Source organism: Desulfosediminicola ganghwensis, from assembly GCF_005116675.2.
GTDB lineage: Bacteria > Desulfobacterota > Desulfobulbia > Desulfobulbales > Desulfocapsaceae > Desulfopila > Desulfopila ganghwensis.
On record NZ_CP050699.1, the window covers coordinates 2,872,423 to 2,890,105 of the forward strand.

General features: G+C 48.4%; 14 protein-coding genes. 10 read left to right on the forward strand and 4 right to left on the reverse strand.

Annotated features, from left to right (window positions below):
- Positions 1–19 precede the first annotated feature (19 nt).
- Together argA and FCL45_RS12255 are read right to left on the reverse strand one after the other, a co-directional pair.
- The gene (gene argA, locus FCL45_RS12250; RefSeq protein ID WP_136796507.1) at positions 20–1,339 is read right to left on the reverse strand and encodes an amino-acid N-acetyltransferase; all 1,320 of its coding nucleotides are present in this window, start codon (positions 1,337–1,339) and stop codon (positions 20–22) included.
- Between the two features lie 219 nt (positions 1,340–1,558).
- Positions 1,559–2,230: a CBS and ACT domain-containing protein gene (locus FCL45_RS12255; protein WP_136796508.1), complete on the reverse strand. Its 672-nt coding sequence runs from the start codon at positions 2,228–2,230 to the stop codon at positions 1,559–1,561.
- Positions 2,231–2,662: 432 nt separating this feature from the next.
- On the opposite strand from FCL45_RS12255, the gene iorA reads away from it, so the two are divergent.
- The 5 genes from iorA to FCL45_RS12280 all read left to right on the forward strand — a co-directional run bounded on the left by iorA (position 2,663) and on the right by FCL45_RS12280 (position 8,214).
- Entirely contained in the window at positions 2,663–4,444 is a 1,782-nt protein-coding gene (gene iorA / locus FCL45_RS12260; RefSeq protein WP_136796593.1) for an indolepyruvate ferredoxin oxidoreductase subunit alpha, read from the forward strand.
- Positions 4,444–5,025: an indolepyruvate oxidoreductase subunit beta gene (locus FCL45_RS12265; RefSeq protein WP_136796509.1), complete on the forward strand. Its 582-nt coding sequence runs from the start codon at positions 4,444–4,446 to the stop codon at positions 5,023–5,025. The genes iorA and FCL45_RS12265 overlap by 1 nt, the downstream gene beginning before the upstream one ends.
- Before the next feature lie 21 nt (positions 5,026–5,046).
- Positions 5,047–6,357 (forward strand): phenylacetate--CoA ligase family protein, encoded by a 1,311-nt coding sequence (locus FCL45_RS12270; RefSeq protein ID WP_136796510.1) that lies wholly within the window; start codon positions 5,047–5,049, stop codon positions 6,355–6,357.
- Positions 6,358–6,371: 14 nt separating this feature from the next.
- On the forward strand, positions 6,372–6,803 hold the full coding sequence (locus tag FCL45_RS12275) for an ACT domain-containing protein (RefSeq protein ID WP_136796594.1): 432 nt from the start codon (positions 6,372–6,374) through the stop codon (positions 6,801–6,803).
- A 112-nt stretch (positions 6,804–6,915) separates the two neighbouring features.
- On the forward strand, positions 6,916–8,214 hold the full coding sequence (locus FCL45_RS12280; RefSeq protein ID WP_136796511.1) for a phenylacetate--CoA ligase family protein: 1,299 nt from the start codon (positions 6,916–6,918) through the stop codon (positions 8,212–8,214).
- Between the two features lie 160 nt (positions 8,215–8,374).
- Here the strand turns inward: FCL45_RS12280 and FCL45_RS12285 are convergent, their stop codons facing one another.
- Entirely contained in the window at positions 8,375–9,190 is an 816-nt protein-coding gene (locus FCL45_RS12285; RefSeq protein WP_136796512.1) for a ZIP family metal transporter, read from the reverse strand.
- Between the two features lie 364 nt (positions 9,191–9,554).
- On the opposite strand from FCL45_RS12285, the gene FCL45_RS12290 reads away from it, so the two are divergent.
- Genes FCL45_RS12290 through FCL45_RS12300 form a run of 3 tightly spaced genes read left to right on the forward strand, consistent with a single transcriptional unit; the run spans position 9,555 to position 12,403 of the window.
- A complete protein-coding gene (locus FCL45_RS12290; RefSeq protein ID WP_136796513.1) occupies positions 9,555–10,016 on the forward strand; it encodes an ATP-dependent zinc protease family protein in 462 nt (153 codons plus the stop codon).
- A 46-nt stretch (positions 10,017–10,062) separates the two neighbouring features.
- Positions 10,063–11,331, forward strand: a complete 1,269-nt coding sequence (locus tag FCL45_RS12295; protein WP_136796514.1) for a RimK family alpha-L-glutamate ligase — start codon at positions 10,063–10,065, stop codon at positions 11,329–11,331.
- Positions 11,321–12,403 carry a succinylglutamate desuccinylase/aspartoacylase family protein gene (locus FCL45_RS12300; RefSeq protein ID WP_228721319.1) on the forward strand — a complete coding sequence of 361 codons (1,083 nt, stop codon included), beginning with the start codon at positions 11,321–11,323 and terminating at the stop codon, positions 12,401–12,403. The genes FCL45_RS12295 and FCL45_RS12300 overlap by 11 nt, the downstream gene beginning before the upstream one ends.
- Positions 12,404–12,476: 73 nt before the next feature.
- Here FCL45_RS12300 and mgtE read toward each other — a convergent pair whose 3' ends face one another.
- Positions 12,477–13,841, reverse strand: coding sequence for a magnesium transporter (gene mgtE, locus FCL45_RS12305; RefSeq protein WP_136796515.1), 1,365 nt, complete (start codon positions 13,839–13,841; stop codon positions 12,477–12,479).
- A 795-nt stretch (positions 13,842–14,636) separates the two neighbouring features.
- Between mgtE and FCL45_RS12310 the strand changes: the two genes are divergently transcribed.
- Together FCL45_RS12310 and FCL45_RS12315 are read left to right on the forward strand one after the other, a co-directional pair.
- The gene (locus FCL45_RS12310; RefSeq protein ID WP_136796516.1) at positions 14,637–15,611 is read left to right on the forward strand and encodes a DmsE family decaheme c-type cytochrome; all 975 of its coding nucleotides are present in this window, start codon (positions 14,637–14,639) and stop codon (positions 15,609–15,611) included.
- Positions 15,612–15,624: 13 nt separating this feature from the next.
- Positions 15,625–17,517 carry an MtrB/PioB family outer membrane beta-barrel protein gene (locus tag FCL45_RS12315; RefSeq protein ID WP_167495713.1) on the forward strand — a complete coding sequence of 631 codons (1,893 nt, stop codon included), beginning with the start codon at positions 15,625–15,627 and terminating at the stop codon, positions 17,515–17,517.
- The last annotated feature ends 166 nt before the right edge of the window (positions 17,518–17,683 follow it).

Genomic DNA, 17,683 nt, shown 5'->3' on the forward strand with positions numbered 1-17,683 from the left:
CAGCTGGCAGAGCTTCCAATTACAGTCGCTTTACCAATACTTTCGAGTTTCGCCTGTAGTTGTAGAGTGCTTTGCGGCTGGCAGGCAGGGTCTCGACATCGGATTCGGTGAAGCCTTGCTCAATAAACCAGTGGGCAGTCTGGGTGGTGAGGGTGTATATCTCAGAGAGGTTGAGTCTTTGGGCCTGCTTTTCAATATGGTCGAGCAGGGTCTTGGCTCGACCTCCCTGCTGGTATTCTTTTAACACGGCAACGCAGGCCAATTCTCCTGCATCGGCATCGGGGAAAGGGTAGAGCGCTGCACAACCGATAATGAGGTTATCCTTTTTCAGGATAGTGAAATAGTCGATCTCATTTTCCAGTAATTCTCTGGAACGTTTTACCAGGACACCTTTTTTCTCGAGTGGGCTGATCAGGTTCAGAATGCCTGCCACATCTTCCAGTTTTGCCTGACGAAGCACTTCATAGGTGTCGCTGTGCACCATGGTGCCGGAGCCGTCCCTGGTAAAGAGTTCACGCAGCAGCGTGCCGTCTTCGCTGGAGGAGATGATATGGGCTCTGGCGACACCTCTGCGACAGGCCTTATAGCCGGCCCGCAGAGAAAAATATGTGTTGCTTGGAGCGTGCCGAGCCTCTTCTTCCAAAAATGTTTCACATTGGCTGAGTGTCAACTGTCTGTAGAGGGTGCCGTGGTTGTCGTAGATCGGCCCATCGTCGTTGAAGATGAGAATCTTATCGGCATCAATAGCGCTGGCAACGTTGACCCCAACTTCGGCGAAGGAGAGATTGAAAACCTCTCCTGTAATTGAAAAACCAAGGGGAGGCAGCAAGGCAATGCATTTATTGTCTAGAATTTCCAGGATGGCATGTTTATCAACGCTTCGTACCTTACCTGTCATCTGGTGGTCGACCCCGTCAAGCACCCCCTGCGGCTTGGCATTGATGAAGTTGCCGCTACGCAGTTTTATTTTGGCTCCAAACATTGGTGAATTGGGTAAACCGCTGGAAAAGAGGGCTTCCAGCTGGCAGCGGGTTGAACCGATGGCCTTCAGGATGTGCGGCAGATGATTTCGTTCGGTGATTCTGGCGCCATGATGCAATTCTGAAGAGAGGCCGGCAGCGTTTAATTCTTCCTCAATCTGCAGGCGGGCTCCATGAACCACAACCAAACGGATTCCGAGTGAATGCAATATGGCAATATCGCTGATTATGTTGGCGATATTTGCCTGAGCCAGGCATTCGCCCGGGATCATCACGACAAATGTTTTACCCCTGTGGGAGTGAATATACGGGGAGACATGTCGAAACCACTGGAGAAAATGTGCGTTGCTGCTGTTCACGTTATAACTGTAATTGTTGAAATATAAGTGGATCTATTCCGCTGGTTACGGCGGGCAGAAAATGACCTGGAGAGACCAGGCGGGTATTGACGATTGGTTGATCCTATCCCTTTTCTTTCTCTATTTCAATTATTTCAGGAAATAGAGACCAAAGATGACGTTTCGGGAGGCGAAACGGCCCGATGTCATCGAACCGTTTCTGAGGTGTAGCCTGGGGGATTACTCAGGAAGATACTGAGTAATATCTTTGGCATATCCGCTCTTTACTTTGAATCCTTTCTCCTGCAGCGCGATGATGGCTTTATTGCCATCTTTGGCGGCGACACGCATTACCAGCTGGGTTACGCCTGGATATTTCTTTTCAGGCCAACTCAAAAGGCTTTGAATATTAACCTTCTCGTCTCTCAGAATTGCAGATACCTCGGCGAGAACTCCCATATTGTCTTTGACAAAGACACCAATGCGGGTGGAATCGTCACTCATGCCGACGGCATCGAGCAGCACCTCGATTACGTCGGTGCTGGTGATAATTCCGGCAAGTTCATCGTTTTCCATTACCGGCAACGCACTGATATTGTGCTGCTGCATGATGTAGGCAGCTCGCTCGATGGTGGTATCAACCGGGATGGTCACCACGGTCTTCACCATGATCATCTTCACCAGCACCTTCTGCAGCAAGTATGTTAACTCATGTGTAGAGAGGGATGTGGCCGGAGAAGCCCAGTTTTGTTTCAAATCCCGGTCAGACAAGATGCCGACCAGCTTACCGCTTTCATTGACAACCAGCAGATGCTCAATTTTCTTATTCTCCAGTATGTCTTTAGCTTCAACCAGGGTGGTATCAGGTGAGACGGTGACCAGATCGGTGTGCATTATTCTGCCAATGTACATAGAGGTACTCCTCCAAAATATGTTTGAACTTCTTGATGTTACGAGACATTGTCATTCAGAGGTGGATATTTGACAGCCCCCTGTAATCAAGGAGTTTTCCCAGCCTCTTTAATTTATTGAATTATATGATAAACATTAGCCTTGTCAAAACAAACATTTAATCACTATGTCCGATGATGAATTTTCCGCCATATTTTGTTTATCAAAGTCGCGAGGGGGGTTGGCCTAATATTGTTCGGAAAAAAGGGTGATAAAGTTTACGAAAGTCTGAAAAATGCTTGCCTGCTGGCGGCCATTCGGAGTAGTTTGCAGGATTGCTTTATGGTACCAACCGGTTGAGGGAAAGGCGATGGCAGCTCATCGTCGGCACATTTCAACCTATTTCTATAATCAGGAGAGACTGTGACAAAGATCAGCGAGAATTCACTCTGGATGTCCGGAAACGAAGCGATTGCTCTTGGCGCTGTAGAGGCAGGAGTAAAGGTTGCTTCAGGTTATCCCGGTACACCTTCCACGGAAATTATGGAAAACCTGTCGACCTACGACGGGGTATATACGGAATGGGCCCCGAACGAAAAAGTAGGTCTGGAGGTCGCCATAGGCGCGTCCTATGCGGGCGGCAGGGCGCTGGCCACCATGAAACACGTTGGCGTCAACGTGGCTGCTGATCCGCTTTTTACCGCTGCCTACACCGGTGTATGCGGTGGGTTGGTGCTGGTTACAGCCGATGACCCGGAAATGCACTCCTCCCAGAATGAGCAGGACAACCGTAACTACGCTTTTGCCGCGAAGTTGCCTATGCTGGAGCCATCCGACCCGGCAGAGGCCAAAGAGATGCTGAAAGTGGCCTACGATCTGAGCGAAGAGCTGGATACCCCGGTAATGCTTCGCATCACCACCCGTATCGCCCATGTAAAGGGAGTGGTACAAAAGGGTGAAATGGTCACTGGTAATCCGGCTTGCGGCATCAATAAGGTACCGCAGAAGATGGTCATGCTGCCTGCCATCGCCCGTGGCCGCAGGGTGTATGTTGAAGAGCGCATGAATAAATGTACGGAGCTTGCCGAAACCACAGAGCTGAACCGGATAGAAGAGGGCGATACCAGACGTGGTTTTATTACTTCAGGTGTATCCTATCTCTATGTGAAAGAGGCATTTCCGGAAGCGGCTGTATTAAAACTCGGTATGTGCTGGCCGTTGCCGGAACAGAAAATCCGTGAATTTGCCGACATGGTCGACGAACTGTATGTGGTGGAAGAGCTTGATCCGTTTCTCGAAAACCATATTAAGGCGATGGGTATTGATTGCATTGGTAAAGAGCGTATCCCGAATCAGGGTGAGCTGAATACCGCTATTGTGCGTGAGTCCATCGAGCAGAATAAACGGGATGATCTATTTGCCCCGGTTCAGTTGCCGATGCGACCGCCTAATATGTGCGCCGGTTGTCCGCACCGCGGCATATTCTTTAATCTCTCAAAACTCAATGTGTTTGTTTCCGGTGATATCGGCTGCTACACTCTCGGTTTTCTGCCGCCGTTATCTGCGATGGATTCCTGTGTCTGCATGGGTGCTTCCGTCACCGTGGCGCACGGCATGGTTAAGGCGCTTGGTGAAGGCAGTCACGACAAGGTTGTCTCGGTTATCGGCGACTCCACCTTTATGCACTCAGGTGTCACCGGTCTGATCAACTCCGTTTATAACGAGAGCGCTGCCACCACTATCATTCTCGATAACCGCATCACCGCCATGACCGGTCAGCAGAACAACCCGGCCAGTGGTCACTCCATCAAGGGCGAGGCTGCCCATGAGATCGATATTGAAGGACTGTGTCGATCCATCGGGGTGAAACACATCTTTGTGGTCAATCCCCACGATGTACCGGAGAGTAAGAAGGTGCTGAAAGAGGCCATCGCCCTGGATGAGCCTTCGGTGGTGATCTCCAAAGCGCCTTGTGTACTCTTGCCGGAGATGAAGGAGAGAAAGCCGGTCTCCTATTTCACTCACCAGGAGAACTGTGTGGGCTGTATGGCCTGTATTCGCCTTGGTTGCCCGGCGATCAGCTGGACCGCCTTTGCTGAAGGTGAGGCAGAAGCCAAAGGGTTCAGGCCAAAGCAGAAAGGTGTCTCCCAAATCGATGAAATTCTCTGCAATGACTGTGGACAGTGTGCGTCTCTCTGCAAGTTTGAGGCTATCACCAGAAAGGAGGAAAGATAATGGAAGCAACAGGAAACATCCTCTTTTCAGGGGTAGGTGGGCAGGGCATTCTGCTGGCCAGTGAGATTACCGCACTCGGTCTGCTTGGTGCCGGATTTGATGTGAAAAAAAGTGAAGTACACGGCATGGCACAGCGGGGCGGCTCTGTTACCGCTCAACTGCGGTATGGCCAAAAGGTCTACTCGCCGCTGATCGAGCCGGGCTGTGCTGACATCCAGGTTGCCTTTGAGATGATGGAGGCGGTGCGTTACCTGCCATATCTGCACAAGGGCAGCAAGGTCGTAGTGAATACCCAGCAGATACTGCCTCCGGCGGTTGCCACCGGCCAGGCGAAATACCCTGAGAATGTGCTTGAAGAGCTGGTAGCACGGGACATTGAAGTGGTCAAGGTCAATGCCTTTGATATCGCTCGCGAAGTGGGAGAGGCCCGTACCGCCAATATCGTCATGGTTGGGGCTATGGCCGCTTTTATGCCGGTTGATGGAGCTATTTTCGAAGAGGCCATCCAGACCCGCGTACCGGAGCGCTTCCGTGAAGTCAATATTCGCGCTTATCGTGCAGGCAGGGATTTACGAAACTAGAACGAAAAAAAAGGAAGAACGATGACCACCGTTTACTGGGAAGAAGAGATAGAGACCCTGCCCCGGGTCGGGCTTGAGTCCATACAGTTGAAGCGGCTGCAGCGGTTGGTAGCCAGAGTCTATGACAAGGTTGAGCCGTACCGCAAGAAGATGGATGAGGCGGGGGTGAAACCGTCTGATATCCAGAGCCTTGCAGATCTCAGCAAGCTGCCTTTCACCTATAAGGATGACCTGCGCGACAACTATCCGTTTGGTCTGTTCACCGTGCCTCTTGATCAGGTAGTGCGTGTTCATGCCTCATCAGGAACCACAGGTAAGCCCACCGTCGTTGGCTACACTGAGGATGATATCAAACTCTGGTCAGGTGTGATGGCCCGCGCTTTCTGCTGTGCCGGTGCCAATAGCGGCGACATGGTGCATAACGCCTATGGTTATGGTCTGTTCACCGGTGGTCTCGGTGCTCATTACGGTGCTGAACGACTTGGTGCCACCGTTATCCCGGTATCCGGTGGCAACACCAAGCGCCAGATCAATATCATGCGCGACTTCGGTTCCACTGTACTGATGGCGACCCCCTCCTATGCCCTTAATCTCGCCGATGCCATGTGTGACGCGGGTGTTGATCCCTCATCGCTCTCCCTCAAGGTTGGTATCTTCGGAGCCGAGCCGTGGAGTGAGAATATGCGTGAGGAAGTTGAGCGTAAGCTGAACCTGAAGGCGGTTGATATTTATGGTCTTTCAGAGATTATCGGGCCAGGTGTCGCCATGGAATGTCTCAAAAGCTCAGGTGGTATGCACGTCTTTGAGGATCATTTCCTGCCGGAGATTATCGACCCGGATACCGGCGAGGTACTGCCACCGGGAGAAAAGGGTGAACTGGTTTTCACCACCCTTACCAAAGAAGCATTTCCGCTTATCCGTTACCGTACCAAGGATATCTCCCGCTTAATGTATGAGACCTGTTCCTGCGGCAGAACCCTGGTTCGCATGGAGAAGATAACCGGCCGTACCGATGACATGCTGATCATCCGTGGCGTTAATGTTTTTCCTTCCCAAGTAGAACACGTACTTATGGGTATTGACGGGGTTGAACCGCATTACCAGATCGTGGTAGAACGAGAAGGGAACCTGGATACTATGCAGGTTCAGGTTGAGGTGAGCGAGAACGTGTTCTCAGATGAGATCAGAATGCTCGAAAACCTCTCCAAAAAGATCAAGGCGGATATCAAGGATTACCTTGGAGTAACCTGTACAGTGAAGCTGGTTGAGCCTAAAACCATTCAGCGGAGCGAAGGTAAAGCTCAGCGGGTATTTGACAACAGGAAATTATAATGGAGGAACGAGGAATGCGTGTAGAACAGATTGCAGTGTTTTTGGAGAACAAATCTGGAAGACTGGCTGAAATCACCTCTATCATCGCCGAAGAAGGGGTAAACATTCGGGCCCTGTCTGTTGCGGATACCGCTGATTTTGGCATACTGCGCCTGATTGTCGATGATGTGGAAAAGGCTAAGGCCGCCCTGAAAGGCAAAGGCTTCACCGTGGGTATAACAAACGTGCTGGCGGTAGAGGTTTCTGACCAGGTAGGCGGTTTGGCCAAGGTGCTGAGGTCCATTGAGACTGCAGGATTAAACGTTGAGTACATGTACGCTTTCGTCAATAAGAGCGGCGAAAATGCAGTGCTCATTTTCCGTTTCGAGGACATGAACAAGGCCATCGACTCCCTGCTTGGTGATGGCTACACCCTTTTGACCGGTGAGCAGATTTGCGCTCTGTAAGCACCCACTGTTAAAAAAGGCACCGGCTTTGCGCACCGCAGCCGGTGTCTGAAATCGATTGATGAATTGCCCGAATCTGTGGCTTTAGAGAACTGCAAAAGGAAACATTGAGATGATTTGGCAGCAGAAAGAAGAGTGTATGCCGAGGGAGGATCTCGAAGCACTTCAACTTGAGCGACTGCAGAATACCTTGCAGCGGGTCGCGACGCGGGTTCCGTTTTACCGCAATACATTTAAGGAAAAAGGGCTCGATGTATCGAAGGTGACTTCCCTTGAGCACATTCGTGATTTCCCTTTCACCATGAAACAGGATCTGAGGGATAACTACCCATACGGGCTTTTCGCGGTGCCGCTCAGAGATGTGGTGCGGGTTCACTCTTCTTCCGGTACTACCGGCATGGCCACGGTGGTAGGTTACAGCCGCCAGGACATTGATACCTGGTCCGATCTTGTCGGACGCATTCTCTGCGGTGCCGGCGTAACCCCTGATGACGTGATCCAGATCGCCTTTGGTTACGGTCTTTTCACTGGCGGTTTTGGTCTGCACTATGGCGCGGAACGGGTTGGTGCCTCGGTAATCCCGATTTCGGCGGGCAACACCAAACGACAGATCCAGATTATGAGGGATTTCAAAACCACTGCGCTGGTTTGTACACCTTCATATGCGCTGAAAATGGCTGATGTGATGATGGATATGGGGCTCAACCCCAGTGGGCTGTCATTGCGCTACGGCCTCTTTGGCGGAGAGCCCTGGTCTGAAGGAATGCGTGCTGAGATAAATGACCGGCTCGGCATAATCGCCACCGATAACTACGGCCTTTCCGAGATTATGGGCCCCGGTGTTGCCGGTGAGTGTCAGGAGTGCAATGGTCTGCATATCAACGAGGACCATTTCCTGGTAGAGGTGTTGAATCCGGAAACTCTGGAACCGGTTGCCCCTGGCGAGGTTGGAGAACTGGTCATCACCACCCTGACCAAGGAGGCTTTCCCTGTCATCCGTTATCGTACCCGTGATCTGACCCGGCTTATGCCTGAGCCATGCCCATGTGGTAGAACCCTGAATCGCATGCACCGGGTGATGGGCCGAACGGACGATATGCTTATTATCAAAGGCGTAAACGTCTTCCCTACCCAGATCGAATCAGTTCTCTGTGACATTGAAGGAACCCAGCCCCACTATCGCCTGATAGTTGATCGTGACAACAATGAAGATAAACTCACGGTGATGGTTGAGGTGGTCGAAGGGATTTTCTTTGATGCCATGAAGAAGCAGCGTACGCTGGTTGATACCATCAAACGGCGCTTGATTTCCGAGCTTGGAGTTGGTGTTGATGTAAAACTGGTGGAAGAGCGTACCCTCGAACGTTTCGAAGGCAAAGGAAACCGCGTTATTGATAATCGCACATTCTAATACCTTTAAGTAGAGAGGCAGCTTACGAGCCCTCGATTGACGTGATTGTCATGCATAAAAGGCCAGAGCAAGTAATTGTGCTCTGGCCTTTTTCTATTAAAAGCATCCCGAATGGCTTGGTGCCCTTATCAGCATACTGATAGCGTATGTTCTAGGGGGGTTAGCCCAAAGCCACATCAAGAATCATCATCACGGAGAAACCGACCATTGTCATCATGGTTACCAGATCAATATTTTCAATTTTCCTCTGAGATTCCGGGATTAATTCTTCAACAACGACAAAAATCATTGCACCTGCCGCAAAGCAGAGGGCGTATGGCAGAATGTTTTGCATTTTCAGGACAAAATATGCGCCGATAACTCCCGCGATAGGTTCTACCATTCCAGAAGCCTGGCCCATGAGAAAACTTTTTCTTTTGCTCATTCCTTCGCGACGAAGTGGCATTGATACAGCTGTTCCCTCTGGAAAATTTTGAATTCCGATTCCGATTGCCAGCGCAATTGCTCCTCCGATTGTGGCCGACGGAAGGTCAGCCGCGACAGCACCGAATGCCACTCCGACTGCAAGACCCTCAGGAATATTGTGAAGAGTTATGGCCAGCACCAACAGGGTACTCCGTTGCCATGAAGTTTTGATACCTTCGCTTTTATCAATCTTGAGCCCTGGATGTAAATGTGGGAGAAATTTATCAATTACTCTCATGAAAATGCCTCCCCCCATAAAGCCAATAGCGGCAGTCAACCATGGAATCTGATTGAGCTGTTCAGCCATTTCAATGCCAGGGGCGAGCAAAGACCAAAAACTTGCGGCAATCATTACACCTGCCGCAAAGCCCAGCAATGAATCCATAAGTTTCTGATTTATATCTCTTGTCAAAAACACAAGACTTGCACCAGCTGCAGTTACCGCCCAGGTGAACAAGGTGGCGAATAATGCCTGTGTAACAGGGCTGAATTGCATCAAAAAAGCAACCATGTAACTGTCCTCGGTTTATTTGTGAAATATAGGAAGTGATCATGATTAGTAAAATTGATTTCTCTGTTTAAAATCAATAAGAAAATCAATAAGAAAATCAATAAATGAGCTTTCCCAGGCAGCGAATTCGCTGAAGTGTTCAACAGGATAAAAATCATGCCGGTGAAGAAACAAAAAGTAGGCCTGGTCTTAAAATCTATTGACCTGAATGAGAATATAAAGTTCTCGTAACTGGTGAATTATGATTATTATTCAGGGGCGATCGCAGAGGCAAGGCCACTTTAATATTGGTCAAAAAAAGTTTAAATGCTATATGGCAGCAGTGAACCACTATTTGCATGTATAACAACGACCTAGGCTATAAATGGTAAAGAAAGCAGGAAAGCGTCTACCAGTCATTGGCTGGAGAGAGTGGGTGGGACTTCCAGGTCTTGGGATTGACACCATCAAAGTGAAAGTCGATTCAGGTGCACGATCGTCATCATTGCATGCTTTTGACATAAAAACTTTTGACCGGGATGGTGAACGGTGGGTCCGTTTTAAAGTACACCCTATTCAGCGCTCAAAAGAAAAGTCTGTTGCAGTGGAGGCCAAAATACTGGAATTCAGGTCGGTCAAAAGCTCCAGCGGTATCGCAAAAATCAGACCGGTAATTGTGACTGAAGTTGAGCTGCTTGGCGAAAGATGGCCTGTTGAACTGACTCTGGCGAGTCGTGACAATATGGGCTTTAGAATGCTGCTGGGACGTGAAGCCTTCAGAACAAGATTTCTGGTGGATGGCGGAAGGTCATATTACGGTGGAAAACCTTACAGGAAGAAGGCTTAAAGATGTTGAAGCTTGTAGTCAATAACTTAACTCACAGGAATGACGTATGAAGCTTGCTATTCTCTCATGTAGTCCCCAGTGTTATAGCACGCGACGTCTTTGTGAAGCTGCAGAGCAACGAGGACATAAGGTTAAAGTATTAAATACCTTGAAGTTTGCAATTGACCTTGAGCAGGGTTTGCCGGATCTTTACTATCGGCAAAAACGGTTATCTGAATATAATGCGGTCTTGCCAAGAATAGGAGCCTCCATCACCTACTTTGGTACTGCAGTCGTCAGACAATTTGAACAAATGGACGTATTCTGCGCAAATTCGTCTGCGAGTATTGCCAACTCCAGAGACAAATTGCGAAGTCTGCAAATCCTCAGTCGGCATCACATCGGTATTCCGCAAACAACCTTTGTGAGGGACAAAAAAGACGTGCTCCCTGCAATCGAGCGGGTTGGAGGCGCTCCTGTTGTTCTGAAGCTGATTGAAGGGACTCAGGGGATTGGTGTTATTCTGGCAAACTCCATCAATACCGCAGCTGGAATAGTAGAATTGTTACAGAGCCAAAAACAGAGTGTTCTCATCCAAAAATTTGTTAAAGAAAGCAAAGGCAGAGATATCAGAGCCTTTGTTGTCGGTGACAGGGTTGTTGGTGCAATGCGGCGCGTTGCTCAGGGGCAGGAATTTCGCAGCAATGTTCACAGAGGCGGCACGACTGAACCGGTAATACTTGATGAACTGTATACTCAGACAGCTGTCCGCGCGGCCCAGATCCTCGGCCTGCGAGTAGCGGGTGTGGACCTGTTGGAAGGAAATGATGGCCCGCAAATCATGGAAGTGAATTCCTCGCCGGGGCTGGAGGGCATTGAGGGTTGTACGCAGCTTGATATTGCAGGCGCAATAATTGACTACATAGCAGCACAAGTAAACTTTCCGGTAATTGATATTCGTCAACGACTGACGGTGAGCAGTGGGTATGGTGTAGCTGAAATTCATATTCCTGAAGGCTCAGAGTATGTAGGCAAAACAATTAAAGATTCTGGGTTGCGGGAAAAAGATGTAGTGGTGCTTACACTTTATCGAAAGAATAAAGTAATTCCGAATCCCCGTGCTGAGCGTGAATTGATCGCGGGTGATCGCCTGCTTTGTTTTGGTAAACTTGAACTTATGCGCGATATGACCCCTACCAAGATACGTCGTAAACGGAGGCCAAAAGTTCAAGATTTACCTGAGCTTCCTGTTGCTGAGGAAGTGTACAAAGAGTCCGGAAGCCTTGATCCAATTTCCATATCTGTAGAAAAAGGTGGTTCAGACGGTGACTCATAGAACTTTGAAGCACTCTCATTTAGACTGGTTCGGGGAAAAAATAGGGCCGGGTGAATCACGTAATGTTCAGCTTGCCGTAGGTGAGAGTTACAGCAGCATGGCTGTAAAACTCCAGATCCATATTCGACGGGGAGTTGAGGATGGGCCTGTGGTATTTGTGACTGCAGCCTTACACGGTGACGAAATAAATGGATGTGGTGCCATTCGCAATCTGATCCAGGATGATGAATTCAGGCTCAGCAGAGGCTCTGTAATTCTCATTCCGGTGCTCAATCTTCCCGCTTTCGAACGACATTCACGCTACCTGCCTGATCGTCGCGATCTCAATCGTTCCTTCCCCGGAACTCCTGATGGTAGCCTGGCCAGCCGTATGGCTTATACCATTTTCAATGAACTTGTATCCCGCTGTGATTACGGCATAGATCTACATACGGCATCAGTACGTCGAACGAATTACCCGACCGTGAGAGCCGACTTGGCCAATCCGGAAGTCCGCAGGCTAGCAGAAGCTTTTGGGTCTGAAATCATTATTAACAGTAAGGGACCGAAAAGTTCTTTTCGACATGAAGCATGTAAAGCAGGATGTCCCACAATTGTGATGGAAGGCGGAGAAGTCTGGAAAGTTGAGCCGGGAATTGTCGAAACAGCAATTCGAGGGATCAAAAATGTACTCTGTGAACTCAAGATGTTAGACTTGCAGATAGAACGCCCGTCCCACCAGGTCATTATCGAAAAATCGAAATGGGTCCGTGCAGAACGGGGTGGTTTCCTCGATTTTCACATTAAACCGGGCGATATTGTAAAAAAGGATGATCCGCTTATAACCAACACAACAATCCTGGGCGAAGAGCAAAGCACCATTTATGCCCCTTTTGATGGCGTGGTAATGGGGATGACAAGTCTGCCGTCAATAAGCCCTGGCGAACCTATCTGTAATCTTGGTAAACTCCCGAAAAAATACAGCCCGGTCAAACTCAGTAAGCTTCGTGCTGATGAAGATGGGCTTGAACAGCAGGTTCTCGAAGAACTCGGGACAAATGTGCTGGTGGTCGAACCGCCGGAGGAGTTTTAGAAAGAAATTTGGTTTACCGAAACAGACGAAGCCCCCTTACAAATAGAACAACTTTTGTAAAGGGGGCTATCAATTACATGCCGCCAAGCTTTGGTAAAACGGCGCTTGCAAAGCTGAGCACAAAGAAAAAACCACACATATCTGTAACCGTAGTCAGCAATGGACTTGAGACAAGGGCCGGATCAATCTTTACCTGTTTCAGAATCAGGGGTAAAACCCCGCCAATGGTGACTGATACGAGAGTATTTGCAGCCAGCGCCCCACCAATGACAATTCCCAGCCACATGTTTCCCTGCCACAAAAAGGCAGCCATGCCGAGCAGGCCCCCCAACACTATGCCGTTTATTATGCCAACTCGGGTTTCTTTGAGTATTACCCATAAAATCTCGCGGGGTTTAACCAGTCCAAGAGATAATTCACGCATGGAGACCGCCACTGCCTGATTTCCTGAACAACCGCTCATATCGCTCACCATCGGCAGAAAAACAGCTAAAGTGATAACCGCTGCCAGCGTATCCTGATACATTGCAATGACACTGGCCGCTATAATGTTGAGAACTATATTCATACTCAACCAGGTAAGGCGTCTGCCGGAACGTATAGTGAGCGGCATGGTTCTGAATTCTTCGCCGCCTATGATACCGCTCAGACGTAAATAGGCTTTAGTTCTCTGCCTGTTTACCCCCTCTTCAACAGCACTGGGGAGTACAACCCCCAAAAGGTGTTGGTCACTGTCGACAACGGGTACTCCAAACAATTTGTGCTCATCAAAAAAATCTTTTAACTCAAGAAGAGTAGCTTGACCAGATACACTGAGAGGGGGATGTATCATTATTTCTTCAAGTCTGGTTTTTCTCGCAGGAAACAACAGGTTGTGCATCCGCAGGACACCAACCAGCTTTTCCTCGGAATCCAGCACATAAAAATACTGTACATTGTAATCTTTGTATTTTTCCTGATTATCCTGCAGATCTGCAAGAACATCCCCGATTGTATCATCGGCCCTGTAGGCCAGGTACTCTGAAATCATGAGTCCCCCTGCTACATCCGGGGCATAATTGAGCAAAGTCCTGGCCTCTTCAGCATCCTCCTGTGCCATTTCTGAGAGAATTGATTCACTCTTATCAGTTCCCATTTCAGCGAGTACATCAACGAGATGGTCGCTATTCAATTCCTCCATTATTGCTGCGGCCTGTCCAGTTGAGATATTTCCGACAATTTCAGCTGCCTGACTTTCAGGAATTTCTTTTATAATTTCAGCTGCATCTTCAGGGTTGAGCAGTGAAATCAGATTCTCTCGTTCAACTTCTTTAAGCCGTGAGATAGCTCTTGCTGTCTCAGAAACGCTGAGCGACTCGATAAATTGAACTATTTCCGAGTCACGTCTATCTTGGATTAACTGGCTGAGGGTTTCCCAGGGTTCAGTGCGCTGGCTCATTTTGAAGTCCTTAATGTTTTGTAAGCTAAGAAAGTATTTCAAATCGTAAAAGAGTTCCCATTTCAGGTTCTTTGTAATAATTGAGTTTGAAGACAGGTTGATACCAATTGATTTGACCTGTTTCGGCGGTATCGCGAACCCTTGTACCTTTCACCATACGTTATGTGAAGGGCAGCAGGAAAGATTACGCCCTGATTGTATCAGCAGATGTCTGCATCTCCCCGTCTTCATAAAAACAGGTTTTGTAATTCAGAGAGTAAGAAACGTTCTCTCGATTAATCGCTAACAGTCTGTTTCGGTACAGCCTCTGATTGTACCGCCAATGAGTTCTGAAGAATAACGTTGCTATGTAGAGAATATACACAGCGAGTTGAAGTTTCGTGCTTTTTGTATCCTGACAATTAAAAAAAATGGTACACGTACATTTTTTTGTTTTGCCCAAAATCAGTGACCTTAATGCCTGTGAACGGTCTGTAACAAATATATTGAATGTAGCATTGCATGTACATTGTGGCATTTCTTAATGCAACGTTATTAATCGCTAAAATGAAATAATTTATAGCAATAACGCTTTTACTGCACTCCTGATTTCTCTTCTGAATCGATCGGGGATATCTGCAAAAATCTGACCACTGACGCTCTGCAAAACAGCTGAAAACAGACTCCGGGGTACAAAAAATTTGACCAGACCATTGACCTGACAAATTAATTCATCCTAAATTTGAATGTGGCCTATGATAACAGAGGGTTTTTTGGAAATTCCAGAGGGTGAAACTATATCAAAGGAGGGGGAACGTGAAGCAGACAATGGAGAGAGTGAGATTGTATGCGACACTGTTTTGTGCGCTCGTTTTGCTGGGTGTAAACGGTGTCGCTTACGCAAATGGAGATGGGGGGGAGCCACTGGCCGGCCAGGTTGAGGAGACGGTGCTGATAGTCACGGAAATGACGACCACGGGCTATGTTGGAGATAGTACCTGTCTTGAGTGCCATGACGAGATGGAAGGCCACTATTACAAATCACTCCATTTCCGGGCCTGGGAGTCCACGGGGAATACTGCAGCTGGCTGCGAATCATGCCATGGCCCTGGAGAAGTGCATGCAGATGACCCAGAGCCGGATAACATTATCAGCTTTTCAGACCGGGATGGAGCAGAGGTTAAGGTGTATAACGAGACCTGCCTGAACTGTCATGTGAAGAGTGAAAAGATTTCCATGTGGGATATGAGCCAGCATGAGAAATATGATGTTGCATGTGCTACCTGTCATCCGATGCATGAGGGGTATTCGCCGATAGCAGAGACCCCGGATGTTTGTTACCAGTGCCATACACGAGTAAAAGTCCATGCGAATCTTCAGGCCAGACATCCTATCCGTGAAGGTAAGGTAACCTGTAAAGATTGTCATAATCCGCACGGTACCCACACAGACGGCATGATCGAGGCTGAGACCCTGAATGAGCTCTGCTACAACTGTCATGGCGACAAACGTGGGCCTAATTTCTGGGAGCACCCGCCAGTGGAAGAAGATTGTTCCACATGTCACGCACCACACGGCAGCAGGCATAAAGGAATGCTTGTCCAGAAGGTGCCGACCATCTGTAACAGTTGCCACCAGGTCGTTCATACTCCGCCATATGGTGAAGAATCTGGCTTCACCGGCTCAGAAACGCCTAATAGCCGATATTACGCGAGAGCATGTCTGAATTGTCATCAGACGGTGCATGGAAGCATGTCAGCTGACAGAGACGGTAGCCGTTACAGAAAGTAAAAGGAGAGCAAAAATGAAGAAACGAATATGTGTTCTGGCCATGCTTTCCCTTTGCTGGGGTGTAACTGATGCTGCGGCAGCAGGGCCGGACTTGGATGGATATGTAGAATTTGGCGGACGTCTTTTTGATGTGGACGGGGACGAGGCTAAATTTAATGAATATCGGGATATTGATAATGGTGTATACGGCAATGTGGATATCCTCTCGTACTGGGAAGGCGGATATTATATCGACTTTCTGGCCGAGAACATAGCCTATGACGATCAGGCCTACTGGTTGAACGGAGGCCGTTTCGGGTCATTGAAGTACTCGCTGTACTACGATGAGATTATCCATAACATCACTGAAGATGCCCTGACACCTTATGATGGTATCGGTAGTGATACGCTGGTGGGTACCGGGGAGACTGAACCGGCTCTCTGGAATAGTTTCGACTATAAGAAGGAGCGGGAAAAGTATGGTGGTGATGTAGAGTACGCGTTTGAAAATGGCTACTTTGTACAGTTTGGTGCGAGCAATATGGAATCCTCGGGAGTCATGCCTTATGGCGGTACATCCTCTGCAGAGTTTCCGGCCCCCATCGATTGGGAAGAGAACCAGTTTAACATTACCGGTGGTTACCGGGCCAAGAAGCTAACCGCTAGTCTGACGGGTCAATTCATTAATTTTGATAATGAGGATGATTCGCTGACCAGAGATGACACTATCGGCTCATTGCCACCTGATAACGATGTGGCGAAAGTACTCGGAAAAATGGTCTGGCGACCGGAGTATTATGGTTCTGTGGTAGCGTTGAATGCTGGATACTCTAAAACGGAGAGCGATGAGCAACTGGGCATTGTTGTGCCGGGAGAGACCAGAAATTTTGATGGTGAGATAACCAAGTGGCATGTGAACGGCTCCTGGAAGTTTGAACCGATTGAAGATCTGGACCTGAAACTGCTGGCCAGATATGACGATCGGGACAATGATTCCACTGAGTTGACAACCCTGGATGGCAATGAGAATGAGAACTACAGCAGCGAAATCTTTAAGACTGGTATCGAAGCCGACTACAAGCTTTCGCGTAATAACAGAATTGATGGTGGATACCACTACCTCAATAAAGATTACGAGGGGAGAAGCGATTCCGACGGGGCTGATGATAACCTGTTTTTTATCCAGGCCAGAAACTATTCGCTTGAAGATGTGGAATTACGAGCCAAGTACAGTTTCCTCACCCGCAGTGGCGACTACACTGTTGAACCTGGCGAAACGGACGAAGGTTACAGGAGTTATGATGTAGCTGATCAGGACAGGAATCAGGTTGAGTTGGAAGGTGGTTATTACGGTGTTGAAGACCTTGGTCTTGATCTCGAGTTCACCTGGTTTAATGCCGACTATGATGACACCGAAGTGGGGCTGGTTGAACTCGATCATTATGACCTCTATTTTTCTGGTACATGGGCAATTCAATCGAATGTCAACACAGGCTTTTATGTCGGTTTTGAGAGGGATTACAGTGAAGATTTAGGTGATGCCGCAGAAACAACCTATTACACCTATGCGGCAGGGCTCAATATTGAGGCTTATTTTATGGCCGAAAAACTGAGGCTCTATGCAGGGTGGGATTGGGCAGAGAGTGATGGTAAATCTGAGTTTGATAGCGCAGACATCATTGACACTGACGAGGTTGAGGATTTCACCCAGCATATTCTCTCACTTAAAGGAACCTACTTCATAGACGAGGCCTGGTCGGTTACTTTGGGCTATGTGTATGAGGAATGGGATTATTCGGATGACCAGTGGAATAACTATGTAATTGTTGTGCCAGGATCGAGAGGGGATACTTTTCTGTCCGGAGCGTATGATGACCAGGATTACGAAGGTCATACAGGCTATCTCAGTGTGAAGTACAAGTTTTAGTCTGGGCAGATTACGCTGAGCGGACTCACTGAAGTTGTATTATAATTTACACATCAACTCCTGTCGGGCAAATGCTGTCTGCCAGGAGTTGTTTTTTCAGGTGGTGTCATTGGTTGAGGGTATAATACAGTTATGAGTTTAATTTCTAAGTTGATGGGGTGTTCCT

Coding starts and splice junctions, on each gene's coding strand:
- FCL45_RS12255 (WP_136796508.1), bottom strand. CDS start 2,230: ATGTACATTGGCAGAATAATGCACACCGATCTGGTCACCGTCTCACCT.
- FCL45_RS12290 (WP_136796513.1), top strand. CDS start 9,555: ATGGTAAAGAAAGCAGGAAAGCGTCTACCAGTCATTGGCTGGAGAGAG.
- FCL45_RS12285 (WP_136796512.1), bottom strand. CDS start 9,190: ATGGTTGCTTTTTTGATGCAATTCAGCCCTGTTACACAGGCATTATTC.
- FCL45_RS12280 (WP_136796511.1), top strand. CDS start 6,916: ATGATTTGGCAGCAGAAAGAAGAGTGTATGCCGAGGGAGGATCTCGAA.
- FCL45_RS12315 (WP_167495713.1), top strand. CDS start 15,625: ATGAAGAAACGAATATGTGTTCTGGCCATGCTTTCCCTTTGCTGGGGT.
- iorA (WP_136796593.1), top strand. CDS start 2,663: ATGTCCGGAAACGAAGCGATTGCTCTTGGCGCTGTAGAGGCAGGAGTA.
- FCL45_RS12270 (WP_136796510.1), top strand. CDS start 5,047: ATGACCACCGTTTACTGGGAAGAAGAGATAGAGACCCTGCCCCGGGTC.
- mgtE (WP_136796515.1), bottom strand. CDS start 13,841: ATGAGCCAGCGCACTGAACCCTGGGAAACCCTCAGCCAGTTAATCCAA.
- FCL45_RS12295 (WP_136796514.1), top strand. CDS start 10,063: ATGAAGCTTGCTATTCTCTCATGTAGTCCCCAGTGTTATAGCACGCGA.
- FCL45_RS12265 (WP_136796509.1), top strand. CDS start 4,444: ATGGAAGCAACAGGAAACATCCTCTTTTCAGGGGTAGGTGGGCAGGGC.
- FCL45_RS12275 (WP_136796594.1), top strand. CDS start 6,372: ATGCGTGTAGAACAGATTGCAGTGTTTTTGGAGAACAAATCTGGAAGA.